This window comes from Martinezella multihospitum (genome assembly GCF_900094585.1).
Classification (GTDB): Bacteria; Pseudomonadota; Alphaproteobacteria; order Rhizobiales; family Rhizobiaceae; genus Rhizobium; species Rhizobium multihospitium.
The window spans coordinates 1,191,322-1,211,745 of sequence record NZ_FMAG01000001.1 but is presented as its reverse complement, the minus strand read 5'-3'; the positions used below and the strand labels follow the sequence as shown (position 1 = coordinate 1,211,745).

Genomic DNA, 20,424 nt, shown 5'->3' with positions numbered 1-20,424 from the left:
CAATACGCATAAGAGCGGTTCAGCTTTTCGAGGAAGCGCGGAACCGCTCGAACTTTTCGTTTAACGCAATTCCGGACGGAAAACCGCTTCGCACTTTTCCTGGAAATTGCTCCAAGAGGAGGAACAAATGCCCCTGCCGAAACCCAATCTCTATCCGCCTTTCAACATCGTGCGCCTCAGTCACATCGAATTCGGCGTCACCGACCTTGCCAAGTCGCGTGCCTTCTATGTCGACACACTCGGCCTGCAGGTGACGGACGAAACCGCGGATACGATCTATCTCCGGGCGATGGAGGAACGCGGTCATCACTGCATCGTGCTCAAGAAATCCGACAAGGCCGAAGCCCGCGATCTCGGCTTCAAGGTGTTCAGCGACGAAGACCTCGACAAGGCAGCGCATTTCTTCAAGGGCAAGGACCTGCCGGTCGAATGGGTCGAGCGCCCCTACCAGGCGCGCACATTCCGCACTCGCGATCCGCACGGCATTCCCCTCGAATTCTATTCGAAGATGGACCGTCTGCCGCCGATCCATCAGAAATACGCCCTCTACAAGGGTGTGAAGCCGCTGCGCATCGACCACTTCAACTGCTTCTCGACCAATGTCGATGAAAGCGTCGCCTTTTACAACGAACTCGGCTTCCGCGTGACCGAATATACGGCGGATGAAGAAACCGGCCGCCTCTGGGCTGCCTGGACCCACCGCAAGGGCGGCGTCCACGATATCGCCTTCACCAATGGTCGCGGCCCGCGCCTGCACCACACCGCCTTCTGGGTGCCGACGCCGCTCAACATCATCGACCTCCTCGACCTGATGGCAACCACCGGCTGGGTCGCCAATATCGAGCGCGGTCCCGGACGTCACGGCATTTCCAACGCCTTCTTCCTCTACATCCTCGATCCGGACGGCCATCGCATCGAGATCTATTGCTCTGACTACCAGACAGTCGATCCAGATCTTGAGCCGATCAAGTGGGATCTGAAGGACCCGCAGCGTCAGACGCTTTGGGGCGCACCGGCTCCCAAATCCTGGTTCGAACATGGTAGCCTGTTTGCCGGTGCGGAAGTGGCCGAGCCTGACCTGAAGGCACAGCCGATTATCGCGCCTTAAGCGTTACCCTTGAGAGCGGGCGAAAATCACCGCTCTCATCAACGTTCGAAAGCGCGAGGAGGCAATCATGAATTTGAAAGACGTAACATTGTTCCGGCAGGCGGCATTGGTCGGCGGCGAGTGGATCGAGGCCGATCCATCCAATGCGATCAAGGTCGACAATCCGGCGACCGGCGAGATCATCGGGCTCGTTCCCAATCTTGGCGCTGCCGAGACCAAGAAGGCGATTGCCGCAGCCGAAGCCGCCCAGAAGGAATGGGCTGCCCGCACCGCCAAGGAACGCTCCGGCATTCTTCGCCGCTGGTTCGAGCTGATGATGGAAAATCAGGACGATCTTGGACGTATCCTGACGGCCGAACAGGGCAAGCCACTGCCGGAAGCCAAGGGCGAGATCGCCTATGGCGCCAGCTTCGTCGAATGGTTTGCCGAAGAGGCTCGCCGCGTCTATGGCGACATCATTCCCGGGCACCAGAAGGACAAGCGCATTCTGGTCATGAAGCAGCCGATCGGCGTCGTCGCGGCGATCACCCCCTGGAATTTCCCCAATGCCATGATCACCCGCAAGGCAGGACCTGCGTTTGCCGCCGGCTGCGCTATGGTGTTGAAGCCCGCCTCGCAGACGCCGTTTTCGGCAATCGCGATTGCGATCCTGGCTGAGCGCGCCGGGCTGCCCAAGGGCCTCTTCAGTGTGCTGACAGGCTCGGCCCGCGCCATTGGCGCGGAAATGACCGCAAGCCCAGTCGTGCGTAAACTCACCTTCACCGGCTCGACCGAAGTCGGCGCCGAGCTCTACAAGCAGAGCGCGCCGACCATCAAGAAACTCGGGCTGGAGCTTGGTGGCAACGCACCCTTCATCGTCTTCGACGATGCCGATCTCGATGCCGCCGTCGAAGGCGCGCTGATCGCCAAATTCCGCAACAACGGCCAGACCTGTGTCTGCGCCAACCGTCTCTACGTGCAGGATGGCGTCTATGATGCCTTTGCCGAGAAGCTTGCCAAGGCGGTTGGGTCGCTTAAAACAGGCGACGGTTTCGACGAAGGCATCAACCTTGGACCGCTGATCGATGAGGCAGCTCTTGCCAAGGTCGAGGAGCATGTCGCCGATGCCCTTTCCAAGGGTGGACGCGTCGTTGCTGGCGGTCACCGCCATCAGCTTGGTGGACGCTTTTATGAGGCGACGGTGCTTGCCGACGTCACGCCATCAATGGCGGTTGCAAAGGAAGAAACCTTCGGTCCCGTGGCTCCCCTCTTCCGCTTCAAGGACGAGGCCGATGTCATTACCCAGGCCAATGACACCGAGTTCGGCCTTGCCTCCTATTTCTACGCCAAGGATCTCGCTCGCGTCTTCCGCGTCGCCGAAGCGCTCGAATATGGCATGGTCGGCGTCAACACCGGCCTCATCTCGACGGCAGAAGCCCCGTTCGGCGGCGTCAAGCTCTCCGGCCTTGGCCGCGAGGGTTCGCGCTACGGCATCGAGGAATTCACCGAAATCAAATATGTCTGCCTCGGCGGGATAGCCTGAGGTCAAGAGAAGGCCATGAAAGCATGACCCATCCAAGATTCCTGTCTTTTTCCAGAAACGGCCGTCATGGCTACGGGCTTGCGGTCGACGGCGGTGTCGTCGACCTTTCGGGCCGCCATGGCGCGACATGGCTGACGCTGCGCGAAGTGATCGAGGCCGGTCGCCTCGTTCAGCTCGCAGAGGAAGCCAAGACTTTGAAGCCGGATTTCGCGCTCGACGACATCCGCTTCGAAATTCCCATTCCGTCGCCGGAAAAGATCATTTGCGTCGGGGTCAATTTCCCCGACCGCAACGAGGAATACAAGGATGGGCAGGCCGCTCCCTCCAACCCCTCGCTTTTCATCCGCTTTCCACGGTCGTTCACAGGGCATGAACAGCCCTTGATCCGGCCGCCGGAAAGCCCGCAGCTCGACTACGAAGGCGAGGTTGTCATCGTCATTGGCAAGGGCGGTCGACGGATCACAGAGGCCGACGCCTTCTCGCATATCGCAGCCCTGTCGCTCTGCAACGAAGGCACGATCCGCGACTGGGTGCGGCATGCGAAGTTCAACGTCACCCAGGGCAAGAACTTCGACAATACCGGCTCGATCGGCCCCTGGCTGATCCCGTTCACCGATGCGGCGCAACTCGAAGACATTGCGCTCACAACCCGCGTCAATGGCGAGGTACGCCAAAGCGACCGCAGCAGCCGGATGATCTTCTCCTTTCGCAAGATCATCAACTACATCTCGACCTTCACCACGCTCGTTCCCGGCGACGTCATCGTCACGGGCACGCCGACCGGCGCCGGCGCCCGCTTCGATCCACCGATCTGGCTGAAACCAGGCGATGTCGTCGAAGTCGAGGCCGATGGCCTCGGCATCCTGAAAAACACCATCGCCGACGAGGTGCGCTGATGCTGTCGCATGACGAAATCCAGGCCGCCGCCGAAAGCCTTGATCAGGCTGAGCGGACGCGCGTCCAGACCGGGCTCCTGTCGCTCAAATATCCCCAGATGACGATGGACGATTCCTATGCCGTGCAGAGCGCCTGGGTGAAGAAGAAGATCGCCGAGGGACGCAAGCCGATCGGCTGGAAGATCGGGCTGACGTCGAAGGCGATGCAATATGCCCTCAACATCAACATTCCGGATTCCGGCGTGCTCTTCGACGACATGGTCTTCGAGGACGGCGCCACCGTGCCGGCCGACCGCTTCATCCAGCCGCGCATCGAGGCCGAGATCGCCTTTGTGATGAAGGCGCCGCTCAAGGGACCGAACGTCTCGATTTTCGATGTGCTGAACGCCACCGATTATGTCACCCCGGCGCTTGAAATCCTCGACACGCGCATCCTTCGCATCGATCCCGATACCAAGAAAGCGCGCACCATTGTCGACACCATCTCCGACAATGCCGCCAATGCCGGCATCGTCACCGGCGGCCGCGCCGTAAGGCCGGACCAGATCGACATGCGCTGGATGGGCGCGATCGTCAGCCGCAATGCGGAAGTCGAAGAGACCGGCCTTGGTGCGGGCGTGCTCAATCAGCCGGCACGCGGCATCGCCTGGCTTGCCAATCGGTTGTCTCAGTATGGCGATGGCATCGAAGCCGGCCAGATCGTCCTTGCCGGTTCGTTCATCCGCCCGATCGAGGCGCGGCACGGCGATACGATCAATGCCGATTTCGGTCCCTACGGATCGGTCAGCCTGTTCTTTGCATGAAGGAGTGAACCATGCCTGCGCCCAAGAACCTCTTCAAGCAGGCCCTGAAGGAAGGGCGGGCGCAGATCGGCCTCTGGCAGGCGCTCGCCAATGCCTACACGGTCGAAATCTCCGCCGGCGCCGGCTATGACTGGCTGCTGCTCGATGCCGAGCATGCGCCGAATGACGTGCCGCTTCTCGTCTCGCAACTGCAGGCGATGAAGGGCGCGGCAAGCCATGCGGTGATCCGTCCGCCGATCGGCGAGACCTGGATCATCAAGCAGATGCTCGATATCGGTGCCCAAACCCTGCTGATCCCGATGGTCGACAGCAAGGAGATGGCCGAGACCATGGTGAAGGCGGTTCGCTACCCGCCGCATGGCGTGCGCGGCGTCGGTGCGGCCCTTGCCCGTGCCTCCGCCTTCAACCGCATTCCGGATTACCTTTCGACAGCCAATGACGAGATCTGCCTGCTCCTGCAGGTGGAAAGCCGGGCTGGGCTTGCGGCACTCGACGACATCGCCTCTACCGAAGGCGTCGACGGCGTCTTCATCGGCCCCGCCGATCTCGCCGCCGACATGGGCTATCTCGGCAAGCCGGGTGCGCCGGAAGTACAAGCCGAGGTGGAAAAAGCGCTTGCGAAAATCCGGTCGCATGGCAAGGCGGCCGGCATCCTCATCGGCGATCTCTCGCTTGCGAAACGCTATCTCGAGCTTGGCGCGACCTTCGTCGCCATCGGCAACGACGTCACCCTGCTGGCCAATGCCACGACCAAGCTGCTGGACGACTTCAAGAAGGCGGAGGCCGCCAAGCCGGCGGCGGAGGCCAAAGTCTACTGATCATGGACGCCGCCCTCCCCGGCATCGCATAATCCCGCGCTTCGTCACGCAAATCTCGGCATCAGGCACGCGTTGTGCACGCTCAGTCAAAACCGACTGCACAGCTGGACGCGACGCCTCTGCAAGCATCGGTCATGATGAACCCGAAAGCCAAGAGGAGGAAACATGCGTTTCAAGAACAAGACCGCCCTGATCACCGGCGGCGGTACGGGCATCGGCGCAGCGGTTGCGCGCCGCATCCGGCAAGAGGGCGGCAATGTCGCGCTCGTCGGGCGCCGTCCCGAGCCGCTGAGAAGTGTTGCCGATGAGATCGGCGCGACCATCGTCGCGGCCGATGCCGCCGATGGCGCCGCGATGAAGGCTGCCGTCGAGAAGGTCGTCGAGACCCATGGCGGCCTCGATATCCTGATCGCCAATGCCGGCGGCCATGGCGTCGGGCCGACGGTCAGCATGTCGGATGAGACCTGGGATCTCGCCGTCCGCCTGAACCTCAACACCGCCTTCGTCAGCGCCCGTGAATCCCTGCCGCATCTCATCAAGAACCAGGGCAACATCGTCGTCCTCGCCTCGATCGCCGGGCTCTTTGCCGGGCCGGACGCGGCAGGCTACGTCACCATGAAGCATGGCTGCATCGGCCTCGCGAAATCGCTGGCTCGTGACTATGGCCGCAAGGGCGTGCGCACCAATACCGTCTGCCCCGGCTGGGTCACGACCGCCATGGCCGACGAGCAGATGGAATTCATCGTCGAGAAATACAAGCTGAACAGAATCGAGGAAGCCTATGCGCTCGTCACCAAGGACGTGCCGCTCGGCCGCCCGGCAACCGCCGAAGACGTCGCAAATGCCGTCTGCTTCCTCGCTTCGGGCGAGGCATCGATGATCAATGGCGCGGTGCTTACCGTCGACGGCGGCGCCGGTACCGTCGACCTGCCGACGCTGGCTTTTGTAGAATAAGGGAGAGGAAATACCGATGAACCAGAATCCCAAGGACTGGAAAACCTACGACGAATTCGCCTATGGCATCGACACCAACCGTCTGCCCGCCACGGAGGCCCTGACCGGCTCGTCGCATAAGATCTCGTTCGATGATGGTCGCACGTTGGAGCTTGCCTTCGCCAAGGGCGAGGTCAAATGGTCCGACGGCAAGGACAGCGGCACTGACTTGTCCGAGGTGATCGAGGTCGCGCCAAAGACCTATTTCGTCGAGATCATCTTTGCCGGTCGGCCCAAGGAAGCCGAAACGCTGATCCTCAACACCGAAACGCGCCGCGTGCTTTCCATCTACTCGGTCGTTCGCGAGGTCAAGGATTCCGTCGGCGAGCCCCAGGTCGCGCAGATCTTCCGGCCGGGTGTTATCGAAGGCAGCGCCGCAAGCGGGCCGGTGCCGCATGAGAGCCGCGATCTGATCGGCCTCAGAGCGCACTTCACCTACAGCCCTAACCACGTCTACGAGCACACCTATCTTTCGTCGCAGCGCTATGCCTGGCAGTGCCTCGTCGGCGTACAGCGCGGCCACGGCGACGTCGACCTGACCACGACCTACAAGTTCGACGACAACCTCTATATCTTCACCTTCCGCGAGTTCAAAATCGCGGTCGCATCCACATTCTTCTACAATTTCAACGACATGCGCTCGACAGGCAAGTTCCTGGGCATCACAGGTGACGGGCGCATCCAGAACAGTCCGGCCGGCGCCTTCATCCGTAAGGCGTCGATGACCTATTACCTGCCCGGCCAGGAACCAGTGTGAGGACGCCATGCGTAGAGCATTCGATATCGTAAAGGCGCATTACGACGCCAATGATCGCCGCGACATGGATGGCATGCTTGCCGACATCGCTTCCGATTGCCGCTGGACCGAGATGGATGGCTTTCCCTGCGCCGGCACCTATGTCGGCCCGCAGGAAATCGTCAAGAACGTTTTCCAGGCGCTCGGGCAAGCTTTCGACGGCTATACCTTCAAGCTCGAACGCCTGCTCGACGCCGGTGACGAGGTCGTTGGCGTCGGCGACTATAGCGGCACCAACAAACAGACCGGCAAGGCGTTCAAGGCTCGCGTCGTTCACGTCTGGGGCGTGGCGGGAGACAAGATCCGGCGTTTCGAGCAGTTCACGGACACGCTGAGAGTGGCTGAATCCATGAAGTGAGAAACGAGGCGGCCCGGCTCCGGCGTGGCCGCTTCATCAACTAAGACATATTGGCCTTGCGCCATTGCGATGGTGAAACGCCATAGCGATGGCGGAAGGCGCGCGAGAAATGCGCGCTGGAGGAAAAACCGAGCGCAAAGGCGATCTCGGATATTTCTCCGGCGTAGCCGCCAGCATCTCGCAGCTTTTCCGCGGCCTTGTGCACGCGCAGATCCCAGATGTAATCTGAAGGCGTCAGGCACTCGGCTTCGAATGCGCAATAGACGTAACGCACCGAGCAGCCCATGCGGCGCGCGATCATGGTAACAGTCAGATCCGGCCGGTCGAGATTGAGATCGATGAAATCCCTGATCCGCTGCAGCAATGTGTGAAGCGGGTTTGCGACCGGCATTGCCTGCTGCAGGTCTGCGCCGATCATGGTGCGCACGAGCTCGATCATGGTCTGGCCGACACTTGCGCGTCTGGCCTCGTCAAGATGATCGACCTCATGAATGGTGGAATCCATAAGCGACAGAAGGATCCGGCACATGCCATCTCTGTCGGCGTGCGCCGTGAAGGGCTGCGACAACCGTTCCACGGCCGTCGCAGGTAGCGCATGACGCGGCAATTGCAGCAGCAATTGGCGAACCTGCGTGCTGTTCGTCAGCATGTAAGGGTGGCTGGGATCGTAGACGACGAGCGCATTTCGCGAGACGGGCGCATGCAATCCGCCCTGCATGAGCGAGGCGCTGCCCTCAGTCTGCACGATCAGCTTGATCGCGTCCGGATCATCCGGCGCCGCCATCACATGATCACCAAAGACGACGTGTCGATCCGCCTCCAGCCGCGTCAGCCGGCAAGTGCCCAGTACGGCAGAGGTCATCCGGCTCTTTTCTTTATCCGCGGTGCCGAAATCGAGCCGGACGTTGCCGAAGAGATTGCGCGCCAGCCCTGCGAACGCCCGGCCGCTGGCGCTGTCGACATGCCGGTAAAGTGCTGCAGCCATGATCGATACCCTCAGGAGGTGAGATAACCGCCATCGACCGGCAGGCACGCACCGGTGATATAGCGCGCTGCGTCGGACGACAGAAAGACGATCGCATCGGCGACTTCCTCCGACGCACCCCAGCGGCCGGCAGGGATGCGCCGCAAGATCGGCGTCGAAGCGTGCTCGTCTGCAAACAGGGCGCGGCTCAACGGCGTGACGATCCAGCCGGGCGCCACCGCATTCACGCGTATATCGGCTTGTGCATATTCCTGGGCGAGCGATTTCGTGAGCTGCACGATCGCGCCCTTGCTGGCCGCATAGGCCGGACGATCGGCGGCGCCGAAGGTCGAATACATCGAAGCTATGTTGACGATCGCGGAACCCGCCCGCATGCGCGGGCGCGCCAGCCGGCAGCAATCCATGACCGATCTCAGATTGATCGCCATCACCTCATCGAATGCAGTCTTTTCCCATTCGCCTCGATCACGACTGACACCGGTGCAATTGACGAGAATGTCGATCGCCTCGACAGAGGGGAAGAAGGCTTCCAGCGTACCGGGCTTCATTACGTCGAGTTCGCGATACTCGATCCGCCGGCTTGCCGGCGCCTTCGAAGCACCAAGCCCGAAACTCAGCACACGGGCGCCGAGATCGGCAAAGCGCTGCCCGGTCGCAGCCCCTATGCCGGATGTACCGCCAGCAATGACGACCGTTCGCCCAGCAAAAAGATCGGCAGAAAATGTCATGAGGGCTCCTTCGCTTCAGCTTGCCAGATAGGCGCCGTGCAAGATGTCGGGTTGCGCCTTGAGGGTCGCTGCGGCGCCCGAAAAGACGAGACGCCCGCGCTCCAGCACGAGAGCCTGGTCGGCAAGATCGAGCGCGAGATTGGCGAACTGCTCGATCAGCAGGACGCCGATGCCGCGCGCTGCGGCAATTTTCAACGCCTCGGCCAGGCGCTTGACGACGGCCGGCGCCAGACCGAGCGACAGTTCGTCGACGATCATGAAGCGGGGCTTGGCGACGAAGGCCTGCGCCATCGCCACCATCTGCTTCTGGCCGCCGGAAAGATTCGATGCCGCTTGGCGTCTTCGCTCGGCGAGTTCGGGAAAGATCTCATAGGCGTGCGCAAGATTTTCCCGGCGCGCGGCCACCGATCCATCAAGCGATGCGACGAGAATATTGTCTTCGACAGAAAGCTGCCCGAGCACGCGATGTCCTTCCGGCACGAGCGCAAGACCGGCGCGACGAATGCGGTCGGGCGAAAACCCTTCGAGGCCGGTACCGCCGAGACGTACCGAACCGCCGCGCGGCAGAACGCCAGCCATGGCCATGACCGTGCTCGACTTTCCCGCCCCGTTGGCGCCGAGCAATGTCGTGATCTTGCCGGCCGCGACCGAAAAGCAAACGTCATGAATGACGCGCTTGCCGCCGCGCTCGACGACGAGATTTTCGACGCGGACTTCGGACGTCTCGCTCATATCAAAACTCCCCTAGATAAGCGCGCCGCACATTGGGGTCGGCGAGCACGGTCTGCGTCGGGCCGAGTGCCAGCAGCTTGCCGTAGTCGAGCACCATGGTTTCGCTGCACATGGAGCGGATGAGATCGACATCATGGTCGATGACCAGAACCTGTGCCCGGAACTCTACCGGGATGCGCAGCACCAGTTCGCGAAAGGCCTTGCCTTCCTCTTCCGTCAGGCCCGCGGCCGGTTCATCGAGCAGAATAAGCTTCGGCTCGCCGATCACGCATTTTGCCAGTTCAACAAGGCGGCGCTGGAAGAGATTGAGGGATTGGCCGAGACGATCGGCAATATCTGTCAGGCCGACGAATGAAAGAGCCTGCTCGACCGCACGGGCATGATGCCCAGCAGCGGCGACATGATCGGCGATGGCCGCGATGTTACCGGCAACCGTCAGATCCTCCACCACCTGCTCGGTCTGAAACGAGCGTCGCAGGCCGGCACGCACCCGCTGCAGCGGCGTCAAAGGCAAAAGTGGTCGCTCGCCGAGCGCAACCGAACCCTGTATCGGCTTCACGAAGCCGGAGAGCACGTTGAGCAATGTTGTCTTGCCCGCACCGTTCGGCCCGATGAGACCGGCGACCGGCGCTGTCAGCACCGCGCTCAGCTCATTGATCGGTCGGACACCACCGAATTGAACGATGAGATTGTCGATCTTGATCATCGCGTCCTCCCCCGGGAAAGAAGGGCGTTCAGCCTGATGATGAGAGCCGATATCTGGCCGGCAATGCCCGTCGGCGCGGTCGCCAGCGCATGGAACAAGGCAACGCCGAAAATCCCGATCGTGACATAGCCATCGATGCCGAGATCAGTGAGCAGTGCCGGCACGGCGCGCAGCAGCAGGCCGGCGATGACGGCGCCGTACCAGTTGAAGACGCCGCCGACGATGGCGAGCGCGAAGAGATTGAGGCTCTCGAAGGCACCGAAGGCGCGTCCGTCGAGCTGGCCGACATTGCCCGCGAGCAAGCCGCCGGCAAGACCGGCGAGAAAGCCACTCAACGCGAAGGCCCAGGCCTTGTAGATCAGCACATTGACGCCGCTTGCAACCGCAACCGTCTCGCCCTTGCGGATCAGCGCCCATGCCCGACCAGGGCGAGCGAGCTTGTGCCACTGCGCGATCAAGAGGCCGATTGCCGCCACTGCGCAAACATAGAGGAAATAGGAGACTTCCCCATCCGCGATCAGCGGCCTTGCGAGCATTGCGCGGCCGGAACCATCGGCACGCCCGAGGAACCCCGGACCACCATCCGGGAAGCCCCAGGCGCTGATGACGATCTGGAAGGCCCCGGCCAGCATCAGCGTCACCAGCGCGAGATAGAGTCCGCGCAGGCGTAATGCCGGCAAGCCGAATGCCAGCCCGACAATCGAGGCGACAATACCGCCCGCAAGCAAGCTCAATTCAAAAGGCGGATGAAAGGCATGCCCGACACGCAGCGTCACCCAGCCGCCAACGCCGACAAGCGCGAACTGGCAAAGCGAGACGAGACCGAGCTGACCATAGAGGATGGCAAGCCCCGTAACGGAGAGCGACAGCGCGACGGCGGATGTGGCAGCCGATAGCCAGAAGGAATTGGCGATCAAGGCAACGACGAGCGCGAAGATCACCATCGTTAAGGGCACATGAAGAAGCTCCTTGGGCAGACGCACCATCGATATGCCTTCGGCTGTTGGGGCGATTGTTTGCTCCTGAATGGTCATCGGTCCTTCAACGCGGCCTTGGCCGTGCCTCCCAGAATGCTGACTGCAACGAGCGCGATGATGAAGGGTGCCGCCGCGCGATAGGGCGAGATCCAGGCGATCGGCGTCAGCACGGCTTCGGCAATGCCGATCAGAATGCCGGCGACGGCCGTTTGCCATAGCGACTGCAACTGTCCGAGGATGGCGGCGGCGATCGCGGGGATCACCAGCAGGGTCAGGAAAGTCCCCTGCAGCCGGACGAGATCGGCGAGCAGCAGGCCGGCAAAGCCGGAGAAGATGCCGGTCATGATCCAGGCGGCGGTTTCCGTGTAGAGAATGCGCACACCGAGGATGGCGCTGAGATCGCGATCATTGGCAAGGGCGCGCATGTCGAGACCGAGGCGGGTGCGGGTGAGCAGCAACGTAATGGCAACGACCATGACGACGGCGAGGATGATGGCGATGATGCGCGTGAAGGTCAGGCGAACCGCGAAGAGAGAGACGAACATCTGGTCGGTCGGAAACTGCAGGCGACGCGGCAGCTCGCCCCAGATGACACCCATGATCGCGATCAGGATCAGTGCCGGCGCAAGGGTCCCGACGGCGCGCACGACGATATCGCGATGCGACAGCAAGGGTGCGAAGACCCGGCCATAGAGAAAGCTGATCGCCGTCGAGACGGCAACGGCGGCAAGAACGGCAACGGCGAGCGGCATCTTCCAATCCAGCAGTTGCCAAGCGCAATGCGCGCCGATCGCGCCGAAGGCACCGAAGGCGAAATTGAGAACGCCGGTCGCTCGAAACAGGACGACAAGGCCGACGCCGGAGAGCGCATAGACGGCGCCGATGCCCAGGCCGGAGATGACGAAGGGTAGAAAACTCATCAATCGATCCTCTACGGCGCAGCGCGTCTTTCGGACGCGCAGAGGACGCCGTAACACTTTAGATCAACGCATCGTGCTTTCCGAAAATCGATCCCGATTTTCGGGCCGATGCGTGGGGTCGTTCGGTCCCGCGGATTTGCCGCGGAACCGATGGCAAGGGTCTGGGCTCAGTTGATGCCGGCGGATTTTTCGAAAGCGCGGATGTCCTTCAGCTCCGGATCAGGCGACGGGGCGCAATCGGAAACGACCTTCCACTTTCCACCCTCGGCAACGGCCATGCGCGTCGTCGAATTGGCATTGTGCCGCGGCTGTCCATCGCCGAAGTACCAGGGGGCGCAGAAGATATCGCTCTTGAAGTCCTTGATCTCGCGTACGGCGGCAGAGGCTGTCTCGCGGTTGATCTTGGCAGGATCAAGCGTCATCAGCGCCTTCTCGGCGATGCGAGCTGCGAGATAGCCGGCCTGAGCAAAGGTATCGCGCGGATCGGATTTCTGGCCGTACTGGTCCATGACGGCCAGCCAATTCTGATTGTCTGGTGTCGTTGCCTCGAGATCATTGAACTCCATGTTGACATAGAATTTACCGTCCCAACCGGAGCCGATGGTTGCGGGAACCGAGAGATCGTAGGCCGAGGCGGCGCTCAGGAAGGTGATCGTCTGGTTGAGGCCCTGCTCTTCGGCAGCCGTCAACAGCGGCACCGCAACGCCCTTCGACAGGCCGAGTACGATGACATCGGGCTTGCTTGCGGCGGCCTGCAGGATGATCGATGTGGCATCGGCAGAGCCAGGATCCATCAGGATCGTCTGCGCGGCAAAGCCCTTTTCCTTGGCGAGCAGCATCACGCCATCGCAGGACCAGGTGCCGACATTCGGGATGTTCGGGCCGATGCAGACGACGGACTTCGCATTCAGCTTGTCGAGCGCATACCCCATTGCGCCAAGCATCGAGACACGCGGCCCGGCGTTGGTCGGCGCATAATTCTCCGCGAAATAGCATTCACGCGGCACGCCGACGCCGGCGACGACCAAAATGCCCGACTTCTTGTAGAAATCGGCATTCGCCCCGCATTCGACATAGCTGGAATTGCCGACCATCAACACGGCCTTCTCGTCGTTGACGAGCTTTGCGGCGAGCTGCGCAGCGATTTCGGGATTCCACTGATCGTCCTCGACCAGATATTTGACCGGCCGGCCCTTAATGCCGCCGTTGGCGTTCAGGCAATCGAAATAAGCCTTCGCCGCCTTGGTGGAATTGGAAAAGTCGTCCGGCCCGGTCTTGCCGGTGATGGCGCCGATCATGATCGGCTCGCCGGTTGCCGGCTTGCCGCTATTGTCGCCGCAGGATGCGGCCGCATGCGCGCTGAATGCCGATGCGAGCGTCAGCAAAAGGCCGATTGCCAGCCCTCTCAGATTGATAGGCATTGTCTCCTCCAGTGTGTTGTCCCGCTCCCCACGGGCTCTTTGCTTTCCCGATGTCCGGCTCAGCCGGAAATCGTCTTTCCAGTCATGAAGGCAGCGGCTTTTGCCGCAATCATCATTGTCGGCGCATTGGTGTTGCCCGACACCAGGGTCGGCATCACCGAAGCATCGCAAACGCGCAGCCCCTCGATCCCGCGCACCTTCAGATCCGGCCCGACGACCGCCATACGATCATCGGCGCGACCCATGCGCGCCGTTCCCGCCGGGTGGAACACCGTCTTGCAGGATTGGCGGATGTAATCGCGGAGCGCTTCGGGATCTTTCTCGACGCCGGGCTTCGGCAACACGCGGCGCTTGACCAGCTTGGCAAGCGCCGGCGCATCAAGGATGCGGATCGCCGTTTCCACACCACGCACCAGAGTTTCAACATCTGCGGGATCGGAAAGCAGGTTGGCATTGAAATCCGTCTGCTCTGTCGGATTTTTGCTTTTGAGCTTTATCCAGCCGCGCGAACGCGGCCGCAGATAGCATGGGCCGATGCTGAGACCGTGACCGGGTTCCGGATCGCGATCGACAAAGCCGATCAGGACGGGCAGGACGTGGAACTGCACATCCGGCTGGCCGGTACCAGCCGTATCAATGAAACCGCCACACTCGACGACGTTGGACGTCAAGAGGCCGCGATGCGAGGTCAGATAGCGCAGCATATGACCGGCAGCCCGCAACCCCTTGTCATGACCGAGGATAGAGATCGGCTCGCGCGTCTCGCCCTGCACCGGCACTTCCAGATGATCCTGGTAGTTGCTGCCAACCCCAGGCAGGTCGGCAACGACCTTGATGCCGAGCGAAGAGAGATGCTCGCCGTCGCCAATACCGGAGAGCTGCAGGATCTTCGGTGTCGCGATGGCGCCGGCGGTCAGCGCGATCTCACGGGATGCCTTGAATGTCGTCCCGTCGAGCAGTTCGACACCAACGGCCTTCTGCCCCTCGAACAGGATGCGGGCGACCTTGCGCTCCGTCAGCACGGTCAGGTTCGGTCGCCTCTCCGCCTCGCGCAGGAAGGCCTGGGCCGAACTCCAGCGACGGCCGCCATAGGTCGTGCTTTGATAGAAGCCGACGCCGGCCTGGTCGGCACCGTTGAAATCGTCATTATGGGGAATGCCGATTTCGGTCGCCGCCTTGATGAAGGCCTCGCTCAATGGATGGCGATGGCGCGGATCGGAAACGCGCAACCCGCCCTTTGTGCCATGGTACTGACCGTTCAGCCGTTCATTGTTTTCCAGAGAGCGGAAGGCCGGCAGCACATCCTCGTAGGACCAGCCCTGGCAGCCCATCTGCGACCAGGTATCGTAGTCGTTGCGATGACCGCGAATATAGATCATCGCATTCACGGAACTGCCACCGCCGAGCACATTGCCCTGTGGCACGATGCTCGGCCGCCCGTTCAGGCCCTTATCAGGGTTCGAGGCATAGGGATGAATATCAATGCCCTTGCCGAGCACCTTGAAGAAAGTTGCGGGAATGTGGATCCACGGGTCGGAATCCCGTCGGCCGGACTCGATCAGCAGCACCTTGTGCGCCGGATTTTCCGAAAGTCGGTTTGCCAGCACGCAGCCCGAGGAGCCGCCACCGACGATGATATAGTCGTAACTCGTCATGCTCAGCTCAATACGGTCTGAATTGTGGTGAATTCCTTCAGCCCTTCCGCGCCGAATTCGACGCCGATGCCGGACTGTTTCACGCCGCCGAAGGGCGCATTCGGCTGGATCGTGCCGTGCTTGTTGATCCAGACCGAGCCGCATTCTAGCTGCATCGCATAGCGCTTCGCCTTCTCAACATCGGAGGACCAGACGGACCCGCCAAGGCCGGCCGGGTTTTGGTTGGCGCGCGCAACCACTTCGTCGATGTCGCTGTAGCGGATGATCGGCAAGGCCGGACCGAACTGCTCCTCATCAACCAGGCGCACGCCATGATCCACATCGGCGACGAGCGTGATCGGATAGAAATAGCCTGGGCGATCCATCGGCGCGCCACCAGTCAGAATACGACCGCCATTGGCGCGCGCATCCTCGACAAGTTCACGCACCTTGTTGAACTGCATCTCGTTCTGCACCGGACCGAGGATGCTCGTATTGTCCAGACCATCACCGACCACGATCTTGGAAGCGTAGTCCGCAAGACCGCGGCACACCTCCTCATAGATGCTGTCATGCACATAGAGACGCTTCAGCGCCGCGCAGGTCTGGCCGTTGTTGATGAAGGCACCCCAGAACAGGCCCTCGATGATGGCCTTCGGATCGGCATCCGGCAGCACGATACCGGCATCATTGCCGCCAAGCTCCAGCGTCAGCCGCTTCAGGGTGGCAACGGCAGAGGCCATGACCTTCTTGCCGGTTTCGGTCGAGCCTGTGAAGGTCATCTTTGCAATGCCCGGATGCGCAGAGAGCGCCGCACCGATGCTGTTTTCGCCGGTGACGACATTGACGACGCCGGGCGGCAGAACCTCGTTCATGATCTCGACAAGGCGGATGGTAGAAAGCGGCGTCAGAGGCGACGGTTTGATGACGACGGTATTGCCGGCACGAACGGCCGGAACGATGTGCCAGCAGGCGATCATCACCGGCCAGTTCCAGGGCGTGATCGATCCAACGACGCCGATCGGCTTGCGATGCAGCTCGACGCGACCTTCATTGTCGTCTTGCAGGATCTCGACGGGCAGGTCGAGTTCGGCTGTGTGGCGCGTCCAGGCGAGCGCGGCACCGATCTCGAAGCGCGAGCCGAGCCCATTCAGCGGCTTGCCCTGCTCGCGCGTGAGGAGCTGAGCCAGTTCTTCGGCATGCTCGTTGATCTTTTCCGCGACTGCGCGGCAAGCGTTGGCACGATCCTCGTTCGATACCTGCGACCAGTTCTTGAAGGCAGCCGCCGCCGCGGCTACGGCCTGGTCGAGATCGGCTTCGCTGGCGAGCGGCATGAAGCCGACGACGTCGCCATTCGAGGGATTTGTGACCGGTGCATGATGGGACGTGGCAACAGGCTCGCCACCGATAAGCAGGGTATACTGCTTCACGACATTTTCCTCCCGTAACTTTCGAGAGGACTATGGCCCTTGCCCTGAAACCCGTCTTGGGGAGAAACGCGCCTCGTCTTGGACTGGAGCGCAGTCTCGCGCTTCAGTCCAATCTATGCGCCGACTCGGCGGCGCGCAGCAGCTCGCTCGGCGCGCAATCGAACAGTTCCTTGAAGCTGCGATTGAAATAGGAAATGTCATTGAACCCGGCCGAATAGGCGACTTCGGCTATCGTCGTCGGGTTGCGCTGCTCCTTGAGCTGCTCGATCTTTTCACGCGCAAAGCGCAGCCGCTTGTCGCGAATAACTGTCGTGCAGGTCATGCCCATGCCCTGGAAATCCTGCTGCAGGGTACGGATCGAAATGCCGAGCCGTGTCGCCAGCCATTTAGCGCTGAGGTCGCTATCGGTCAGATGCTTGTCGATGAGGATATCGACCATCTGCATGCGCTTGCTGGCACTTTCATGCAGGGAATTCAGGCTCGCCGTCTGGGCACCTGTGGAGAGGAATGCCTGGCGGGTCGTGTCGAACATCAGCTGGCGAAGATAGGGCGAAGCTGCTTCATTATCCGGCGTGGTCATCATCTTGGCGATCAATGCACGTAGCATCATAGCCATCGGGTCGCTCGCCTCAAGTTTGCGCGCAATATCAAAATCGATCTTGCTGTTCGAATACATTAGCTGCCGGGGCAGATGCAGCGACAGGTGATTGGAGAAGTGCCCGCGGAAATAGAAGGTCGTCGGACGCGTCGAGTCGACAAGAATGCATTCGCCGACATCGAGGATGTTCTGCTGGCCGGAATGTTCCACCCCGCAGACACCCTCCAGCTGCAGGATCAGGAACAGGTGCTCGTTGGCGTCGCGACGAATGTCGTCCCAGTCGCGGTGGACGTAATCGAGATCGTTGGAGACATGGGCGAACTCCATGCCGCAGACGTCGATGCGGCTGGCCGTGCCGATGACGCTATCGCCGCGCTGCACCGTGTGCGGATTGAAGTTGCCGCAAATGCTCTGAAGATCGTCAACCCACTGGTCGTAGGGCGTCGGCGACCAGGTCCGGTCAACCAGGCTGCGATTTTGCAACAGGTCCAACTCCGCCTCCCAACAGTGTCAGCACTGCGGAAGACTGCTACAGATCCCCTGACGCGTCAATCAAATACTTAACATATTAATGAAATCAAGAAGAGGTCTCATTCCTCGCCGATCGACCCGTTCTCCAGTTTCAGCGACGCAAGTTCATCCAACATGTCTAGGAGCTTTTCGACGCGCTCCACGCCGAAGCGGGCATCGATATCGGCATAGACTTTCTGGCTCTCCGGCATGACGTCCTCGACGATCGCCTGCCCTGCCGGGGTGATCTGCAGCAACACCCTGCGGCCATCGGCGTTATCCTTGTGCTTGGTGATGAAGCCGCGCTCCTCGAGCGAGCGGATCATGCGCGTCAGGCTCGGCGCCAGAATGGATGCCTTGTCGGCCAATTCGGTCGCGTCAAGTTTGCCGCCTTCATAGAGGACGCGAATGACACGCCACTGCTGCTCGGTCACGTCATGCGCCGCGAGGATCGGCCGGAAATGACTCATGACCGCTTCACGGGCGCGCAAAAGTCCGATTGCAAGGGAACGGCGGCGGTCGCGCAGCGGTCGCTTGGCTTGTGTCGCTGCGGTTTCAGGTTCTAGGCGCGGCCTCACGTCACTGTCTGTTCTGTTTTGCATCTTTTGCATGTTCGCTTCGATTATGGCCCTCACTGATTAACATGAGAATCATTCAAAGCAAGGCGATCGCATGATATCGATCAAAGCCGACGGGAAAGATCGCCGCCGCGCGGCGCGCTGTCTCGCGATGGATTATGGCACCTGTACCAGGCGGCCGCTGCCTCTGATCTCGGAACGCCGCAGCACCGGATGTCCGTAGAGTTCGATATTGCCGCTTCCGCTGATCGAGATGTCTGCATCCGCCGCAGCAGCGACTTCCGCATCGCCGCTGCCGTGAATTCTGATCTTCACGGATTGAGCGGCCAGGTCCTTGAGACGCGCAGTGCCCGAACCGGATACCTCCAGATCGACCGAGCGTGCGCTTCCCGTGGCCGTGACGCTGCCGCTTCCGGATATCCTCAGGCGCAGATCCGCTTGATCGAGCTGCAACAGAGCAAGATCGCCGCTGCCCCGCACCCTCCAATCGGTGACGAGCGGTCCTGACAGGCTGACGTCGAATTTGGAGTCAGACCAACCCGAATTGCAATCCATGCTCAGCCTTCCGGCCTCAAGCCGCACATGATCGACAAGCGCGGGATCGCCGGTGATGACGGCCTCCGCCCTTCCGCCCGGCTGATAGTGAACAGAGGCCGGGATATCGATCGTCAGGCTGCCATTGGAGCTGAAAGGCAGGGTAACCTGCTGTCCGCCGGATGCGGCAGATCCGCAACCGGATCGCATGCCACCCCACCAATGCCCTGCATTTGCCCAGTCCGGCCCGGAAAGTCCGATGCCGAGCGCAAGAAAGACGAATGCACAAATCAGTCCGGTCGTCGCGACAGTCGCCAATTTCCCGTTCATTGTCCATTTCCTCCAACGATGTGCAGTCCGGCGCTCAAGCTCGACCTACGTCTACTTGCGCCAAGCGGAAATGCAGGCGGGCATATTGCCCAAGCATGCGGATGCCCAAACTCAGACCCATCAGCAGCAAAGCACCGCCGCCCACGGAGCAGCTCACAAGCCCGGCACCGATAAGCAGGCGGGCCAGCATGCCGACGGAGGGCAAGCCGATATGGAACAGCACGGTCGTGACGATGATCTTCAGGCCGACGGCGCCGACGGCCACCAATGCGATCGCAAGGCCGAGCGTGACGAACATCGCCGCAAACAGCAAAGGCAGCAGGAAGAAGATATCGACGATGGCAAGGCCGGCCAGCGCCATCATGGCAGCCAGCAGGTTCGACACGCTCCAATGCGCCTCGAAGCGGCGCAGTCCGACATCCGCGCGCAGCTCTCGTGCAATCCTGGCGGGATCGCCCAGAGCGGCGGAAACCTCCTCCTCGCTTCGGCCGGAGGCCTCGGACTCGGCAAAATGGGCGGCATAGTCGGCCACGATATCGTCAACCTCGTGAGGAGGCAGGCCTGCAAGTCCCAATCTCAGTGTGCGCAAAAAGGCTTCCCTGGTCATGGCAAATCCTCGAGTAGCTTGTCGACGGAGCCTGCTAGCGAGCGCCAGTCGCGGCGATGCGCTTCGAAAATCGAACGCCCCAGCGGCGTGAGCCGATAATATTTGCGCGGCGGCCCGTTGCTCGACTCGACGATGCGGGTCGCAACCAGTCCGTCATTCTGCATCCTGCGCATCAGCGGGTAGATCGTTCCTTCGCCCATGCCGACCGCCGCAACCAGCGTGCTGGCAATTTCATAGCCGTAGCTTTCGCCCCGCGAGAGCACGGCCAGGACGCAAAGATCGAGCACGCCCTTCCGCAATTGAACTTGGATCGAGTCAGTCATGAACGCCTCAGCTTTACAGAACGAATATAACAAGCTATCTGTTTATGCAAGATAGCTCGATGGCTTTCATAGCCGGCATACGCCGCCTTCGCGCCAACTGACCTACGGACCGGCACG

The 20,424-nt window shown here is 61.3% G+C and carries 22 protein-coding genes; 8 read left to right on the top strand and 14 right to left on the bottom strand.

From position 1 onward, the window contains the following. The first annotated feature begins 127 nt into the window (after nucleotides 1–127). From hpaD to GA0061103_RS05480, 8 genes are all read left to right on the top strand, one after another. A complete protein-coding gene (hpaD, locus tag GA0061103_RS05515) occupies nucleotides 128–1,108 on the top strand; it encodes a 3,4-dihydroxyphenylacetate 2,3-dioxygenase (protein ID WP_092707806.1) in 981 nt (326 codons plus the stop codon). Between the two features lie 67 nt (nucleotides 1,109–1,175). Beyond that, entirely contained in the window at nucleotides 1,176–2,630 is a 1,455-nt protein-coding gene (gene gabD / locus GA0061103_RS05510; protein ID WP_092707804.1) for an NADP-dependent succinate-semialdehyde dehydrogenase, read from the top strand. 23 nt (nucleotides 2,631–2,653) lie between these two features. Next, nucleotides 2,654–3,526, top strand: a complete 873-nt coding sequence (locus tag GA0061103_RS05505) for a fumarylacetoacetate hydrolase family protein (RefSeq protein WP_092707802.1) — start codon at nucleotides 2,654–2,656, stop codon at nucleotides 3,524–3,526. Then, a complete protein-coding gene (gene hpaH / locus GA0061103_RS05500; RefSeq protein WP_092707800.1) occupies nucleotides 3,526–4,329 on the top strand; it encodes a 2-oxo-hept-4-ene-1,7-dioate hydratase in 804 nt (267 codons plus the stop codon). The genes GA0061103_RS05505 and hpaH overlap by 1 nt, the downstream gene beginning before the upstream one ends. A gap of 11 nt (nucleotides 4,330–4,340) precedes the next feature. Further along, entirely contained in the window at nucleotides 4,341–5,147 is an 807-nt protein-coding gene (gene hpaI / locus GA0061103_RS05495; protein ID WP_092707798.1) for a 4-hydroxy-2-oxoheptanedioate aldolase, read from the top strand. A 165-nt stretch (nucleotides 5,148–5,312) separates the two neighbouring features. Continuing rightward, nucleotides 5,313–6,101 (top strand): SDR family NAD(P)-dependent oxidoreductase, encoded by a 789-nt coding sequence (locus GA0061103_RS05490; protein WP_092707796.1) that lies wholly within the window; start codon nucleotides 5,313–5,315, stop codon nucleotides 6,099–6,101. Between the two features lie 16 nt (nucleotides 6,102–6,117). After that, nucleotides 6,118–6,897 (top strand): MoaF C-terminal domain-containing protein, encoded by a 780-nt coding sequence (locus GA0061103_RS05485; RefSeq protein ID WP_092707794.1) that lies wholly within the window; start codon nucleotides 6,118–6,120, stop codon nucleotides 6,895–6,897. Between the two features lie 7 nt (nucleotides 6,898–6,904). Then, nucleotides 6,905–7,294, top strand: coding sequence for a nuclear transport factor 2 family protein (locus tag GA0061103_RS05480; protein WP_092707792.1), 390 nt, complete (start codon nucleotides 6,905–6,907; stop codon nucleotides 7,292–7,294). Nucleotides 7,295–7,334: 40 nt separating this feature from the next. Here the strand turns inward: GA0061103_RS05480 and GA0061103_RS05475 are convergent, their stop codons facing one another. The 14 genes from GA0061103_RS05475 to GA0061103_RS05410 all read right to left on the bottom strand — a co-directional run bounded on the left by GA0061103_RS05475 (nucleotide 7,335) and on the right by GA0061103_RS05410 (nucleotide 20,307). Beyond that, entirely contained in the window at nucleotides 7,335–8,279 is a 945-nt protein-coding gene (locus GA0061103_RS05475) for an AraC-like ligand-binding domain-containing protein (RefSeq protein ID WP_092707790.1), read from the bottom strand. A gap of 11 nt (nucleotides 8,280–8,290) precedes the next feature. Next, nucleotides 8,291–9,007: an SDR family NAD(P)-dependent oxidoreductase gene (locus GA0061103_RS05470; RefSeq protein WP_092707788.1), complete on the bottom strand. Its 717-nt coding sequence runs from the start codon at nucleotides 9,005–9,007 to the stop codon at nucleotides 8,291–8,293. A gap of 15 nt (nucleotides 9,008–9,022) precedes the next feature. Continuing rightward, a complete protein-coding gene (locus GA0061103_RS05465; protein WP_092707786.1) occupies nucleotides 9,023–9,739 on the bottom strand; it encodes an ABC transporter ATP-binding protein in 717 nt (238 codons plus the stop codon). Between the two features lies 1 nt (nucleotide 9,740). Next, the gene (locus GA0061103_RS05460; protein ID WP_092707784.1) at nucleotides 9,741–10,445 is read right to left on the bottom strand and encodes an ABC transporter ATP-binding protein; all 705 of its coding nucleotides are present in this window, start codon (nucleotides 10,443–10,445) and stop codon (nucleotides 9,741–9,743) included. Further along, nucleotides 10,442–11,479: a branched-chain amino acid ABC transporter permease gene (locus tag GA0061103_RS05455; RefSeq protein ID WP_092707782.1), complete on the bottom strand. Its 1,038-nt coding sequence runs from the start codon at nucleotides 11,477–11,479 to the stop codon at nucleotides 10,442–10,444. Before GA0061103_RS05455 ends, GA0061103_RS05460 begins: the two co-directional genes overlap by 4 nt. Next, on the bottom strand, nucleotides 11,476–12,342 hold the full coding sequence (locus GA0061103_RS05450; protein ID WP_092707781.1) for a branched-chain amino acid ABC transporter permease: 867 nt from the start codon (nucleotides 12,340–12,342) through the stop codon (nucleotides 11,476–11,478). The genes GA0061103_RS05455 and GA0061103_RS05450 overlap by 4 nt, the downstream gene beginning before the upstream one ends. Before the next feature lie 167 nt (nucleotides 12,343–12,509). Continuing rightward, complete coding sequence (locus GA0061103_RS05445; protein WP_092707780.1) at nucleotides 12,510–13,763, bottom strand: ABC transporter substrate-binding protein; 1,254 nt, start codon at nucleotides 13,761–13,763, stop codon at nucleotides 12,510–12,512. A gap of 59 nt (nucleotides 13,764–13,822) precedes the next feature. Further along, nucleotides 13,823–15,418, bottom strand: a complete 1,596-nt coding sequence (locus tag GA0061103_RS05440) for a GMC family oxidoreductase (RefSeq protein ID WP_092707778.1) — start codon at nucleotides 15,416–15,418, stop codon at nucleotides 13,823–13,825. A 2-nt stretch (nucleotides 15,419–15,420) separates the two neighbouring features. Next, nucleotides 15,421–16,827 carry an aldehyde dehydrogenase family protein gene (locus GA0061103_RS05435; protein ID WP_092707776.1) on the bottom strand — a complete coding sequence of 469 codons (1,407 nt, stop codon included), beginning with the start codon at nucleotides 16,825–16,827 and terminating at the stop codon, nucleotides 15,421–15,423. Between the two features lie 103 nt (nucleotides 16,828–16,930). Continuing rightward, complete coding sequence (locus GA0061103_RS05430) at nucleotides 16,931–17,917, bottom strand: helix-turn-helix domain-containing protein (protein ID WP_092707774.1); 987 nt, start codon at nucleotides 17,915–17,917, stop codon at nucleotides 16,931–16,933. A gap of 98 nt (nucleotides 17,918–18,015) precedes the next feature. Beyond that, on the bottom strand, nucleotides 18,016–18,537 hold the full coding sequence (gene hpaR / locus GA0061103_RS05425; RefSeq protein ID WP_092708699.1) for a homoprotocatechuate degradation operon regulator HpaR: 522 nt from the start codon (nucleotides 18,535–18,537) through the stop codon (nucleotides 18,016–18,018). A gap of 132 nt (nucleotides 18,538–18,669) precedes the next feature. Next, on the bottom strand, nucleotides 18,670–19,377 hold the full coding sequence (locus tag GA0061103_RS05420) for a GIN domain-containing protein (protein ID WP_092707772.1): 708 nt from the start codon (nucleotides 19,375–19,377) through the stop codon (nucleotides 18,670–18,672). Nucleotides 19,378–19,411: 34 nt separating this feature from the next. Further along, the gene (locus tag GA0061103_RS05415; protein ID WP_092707770.1) at nucleotides 19,412–19,984 is read right to left on the bottom strand and encodes a DUF1700 domain-containing protein; all 573 of its coding nucleotides are present in this window, start codon (nucleotides 19,982–19,984) and stop codon (nucleotides 19,412–19,414) included. Then, complete coding sequence (locus tag GA0061103_RS05410) at nucleotides 19,981–20,307, bottom strand: PadR family transcriptional regulator (RefSeq protein WP_092707768.1); 327 nt, start codon at nucleotides 20,305–20,307, stop codon at nucleotides 19,981–19,983. The genes GA0061103_RS05415 and GA0061103_RS05410 overlap by 4 nt, the downstream gene beginning before the upstream one ends. Nucleotides 20,308–20,424: the final 117 nt, after the last annotated feature.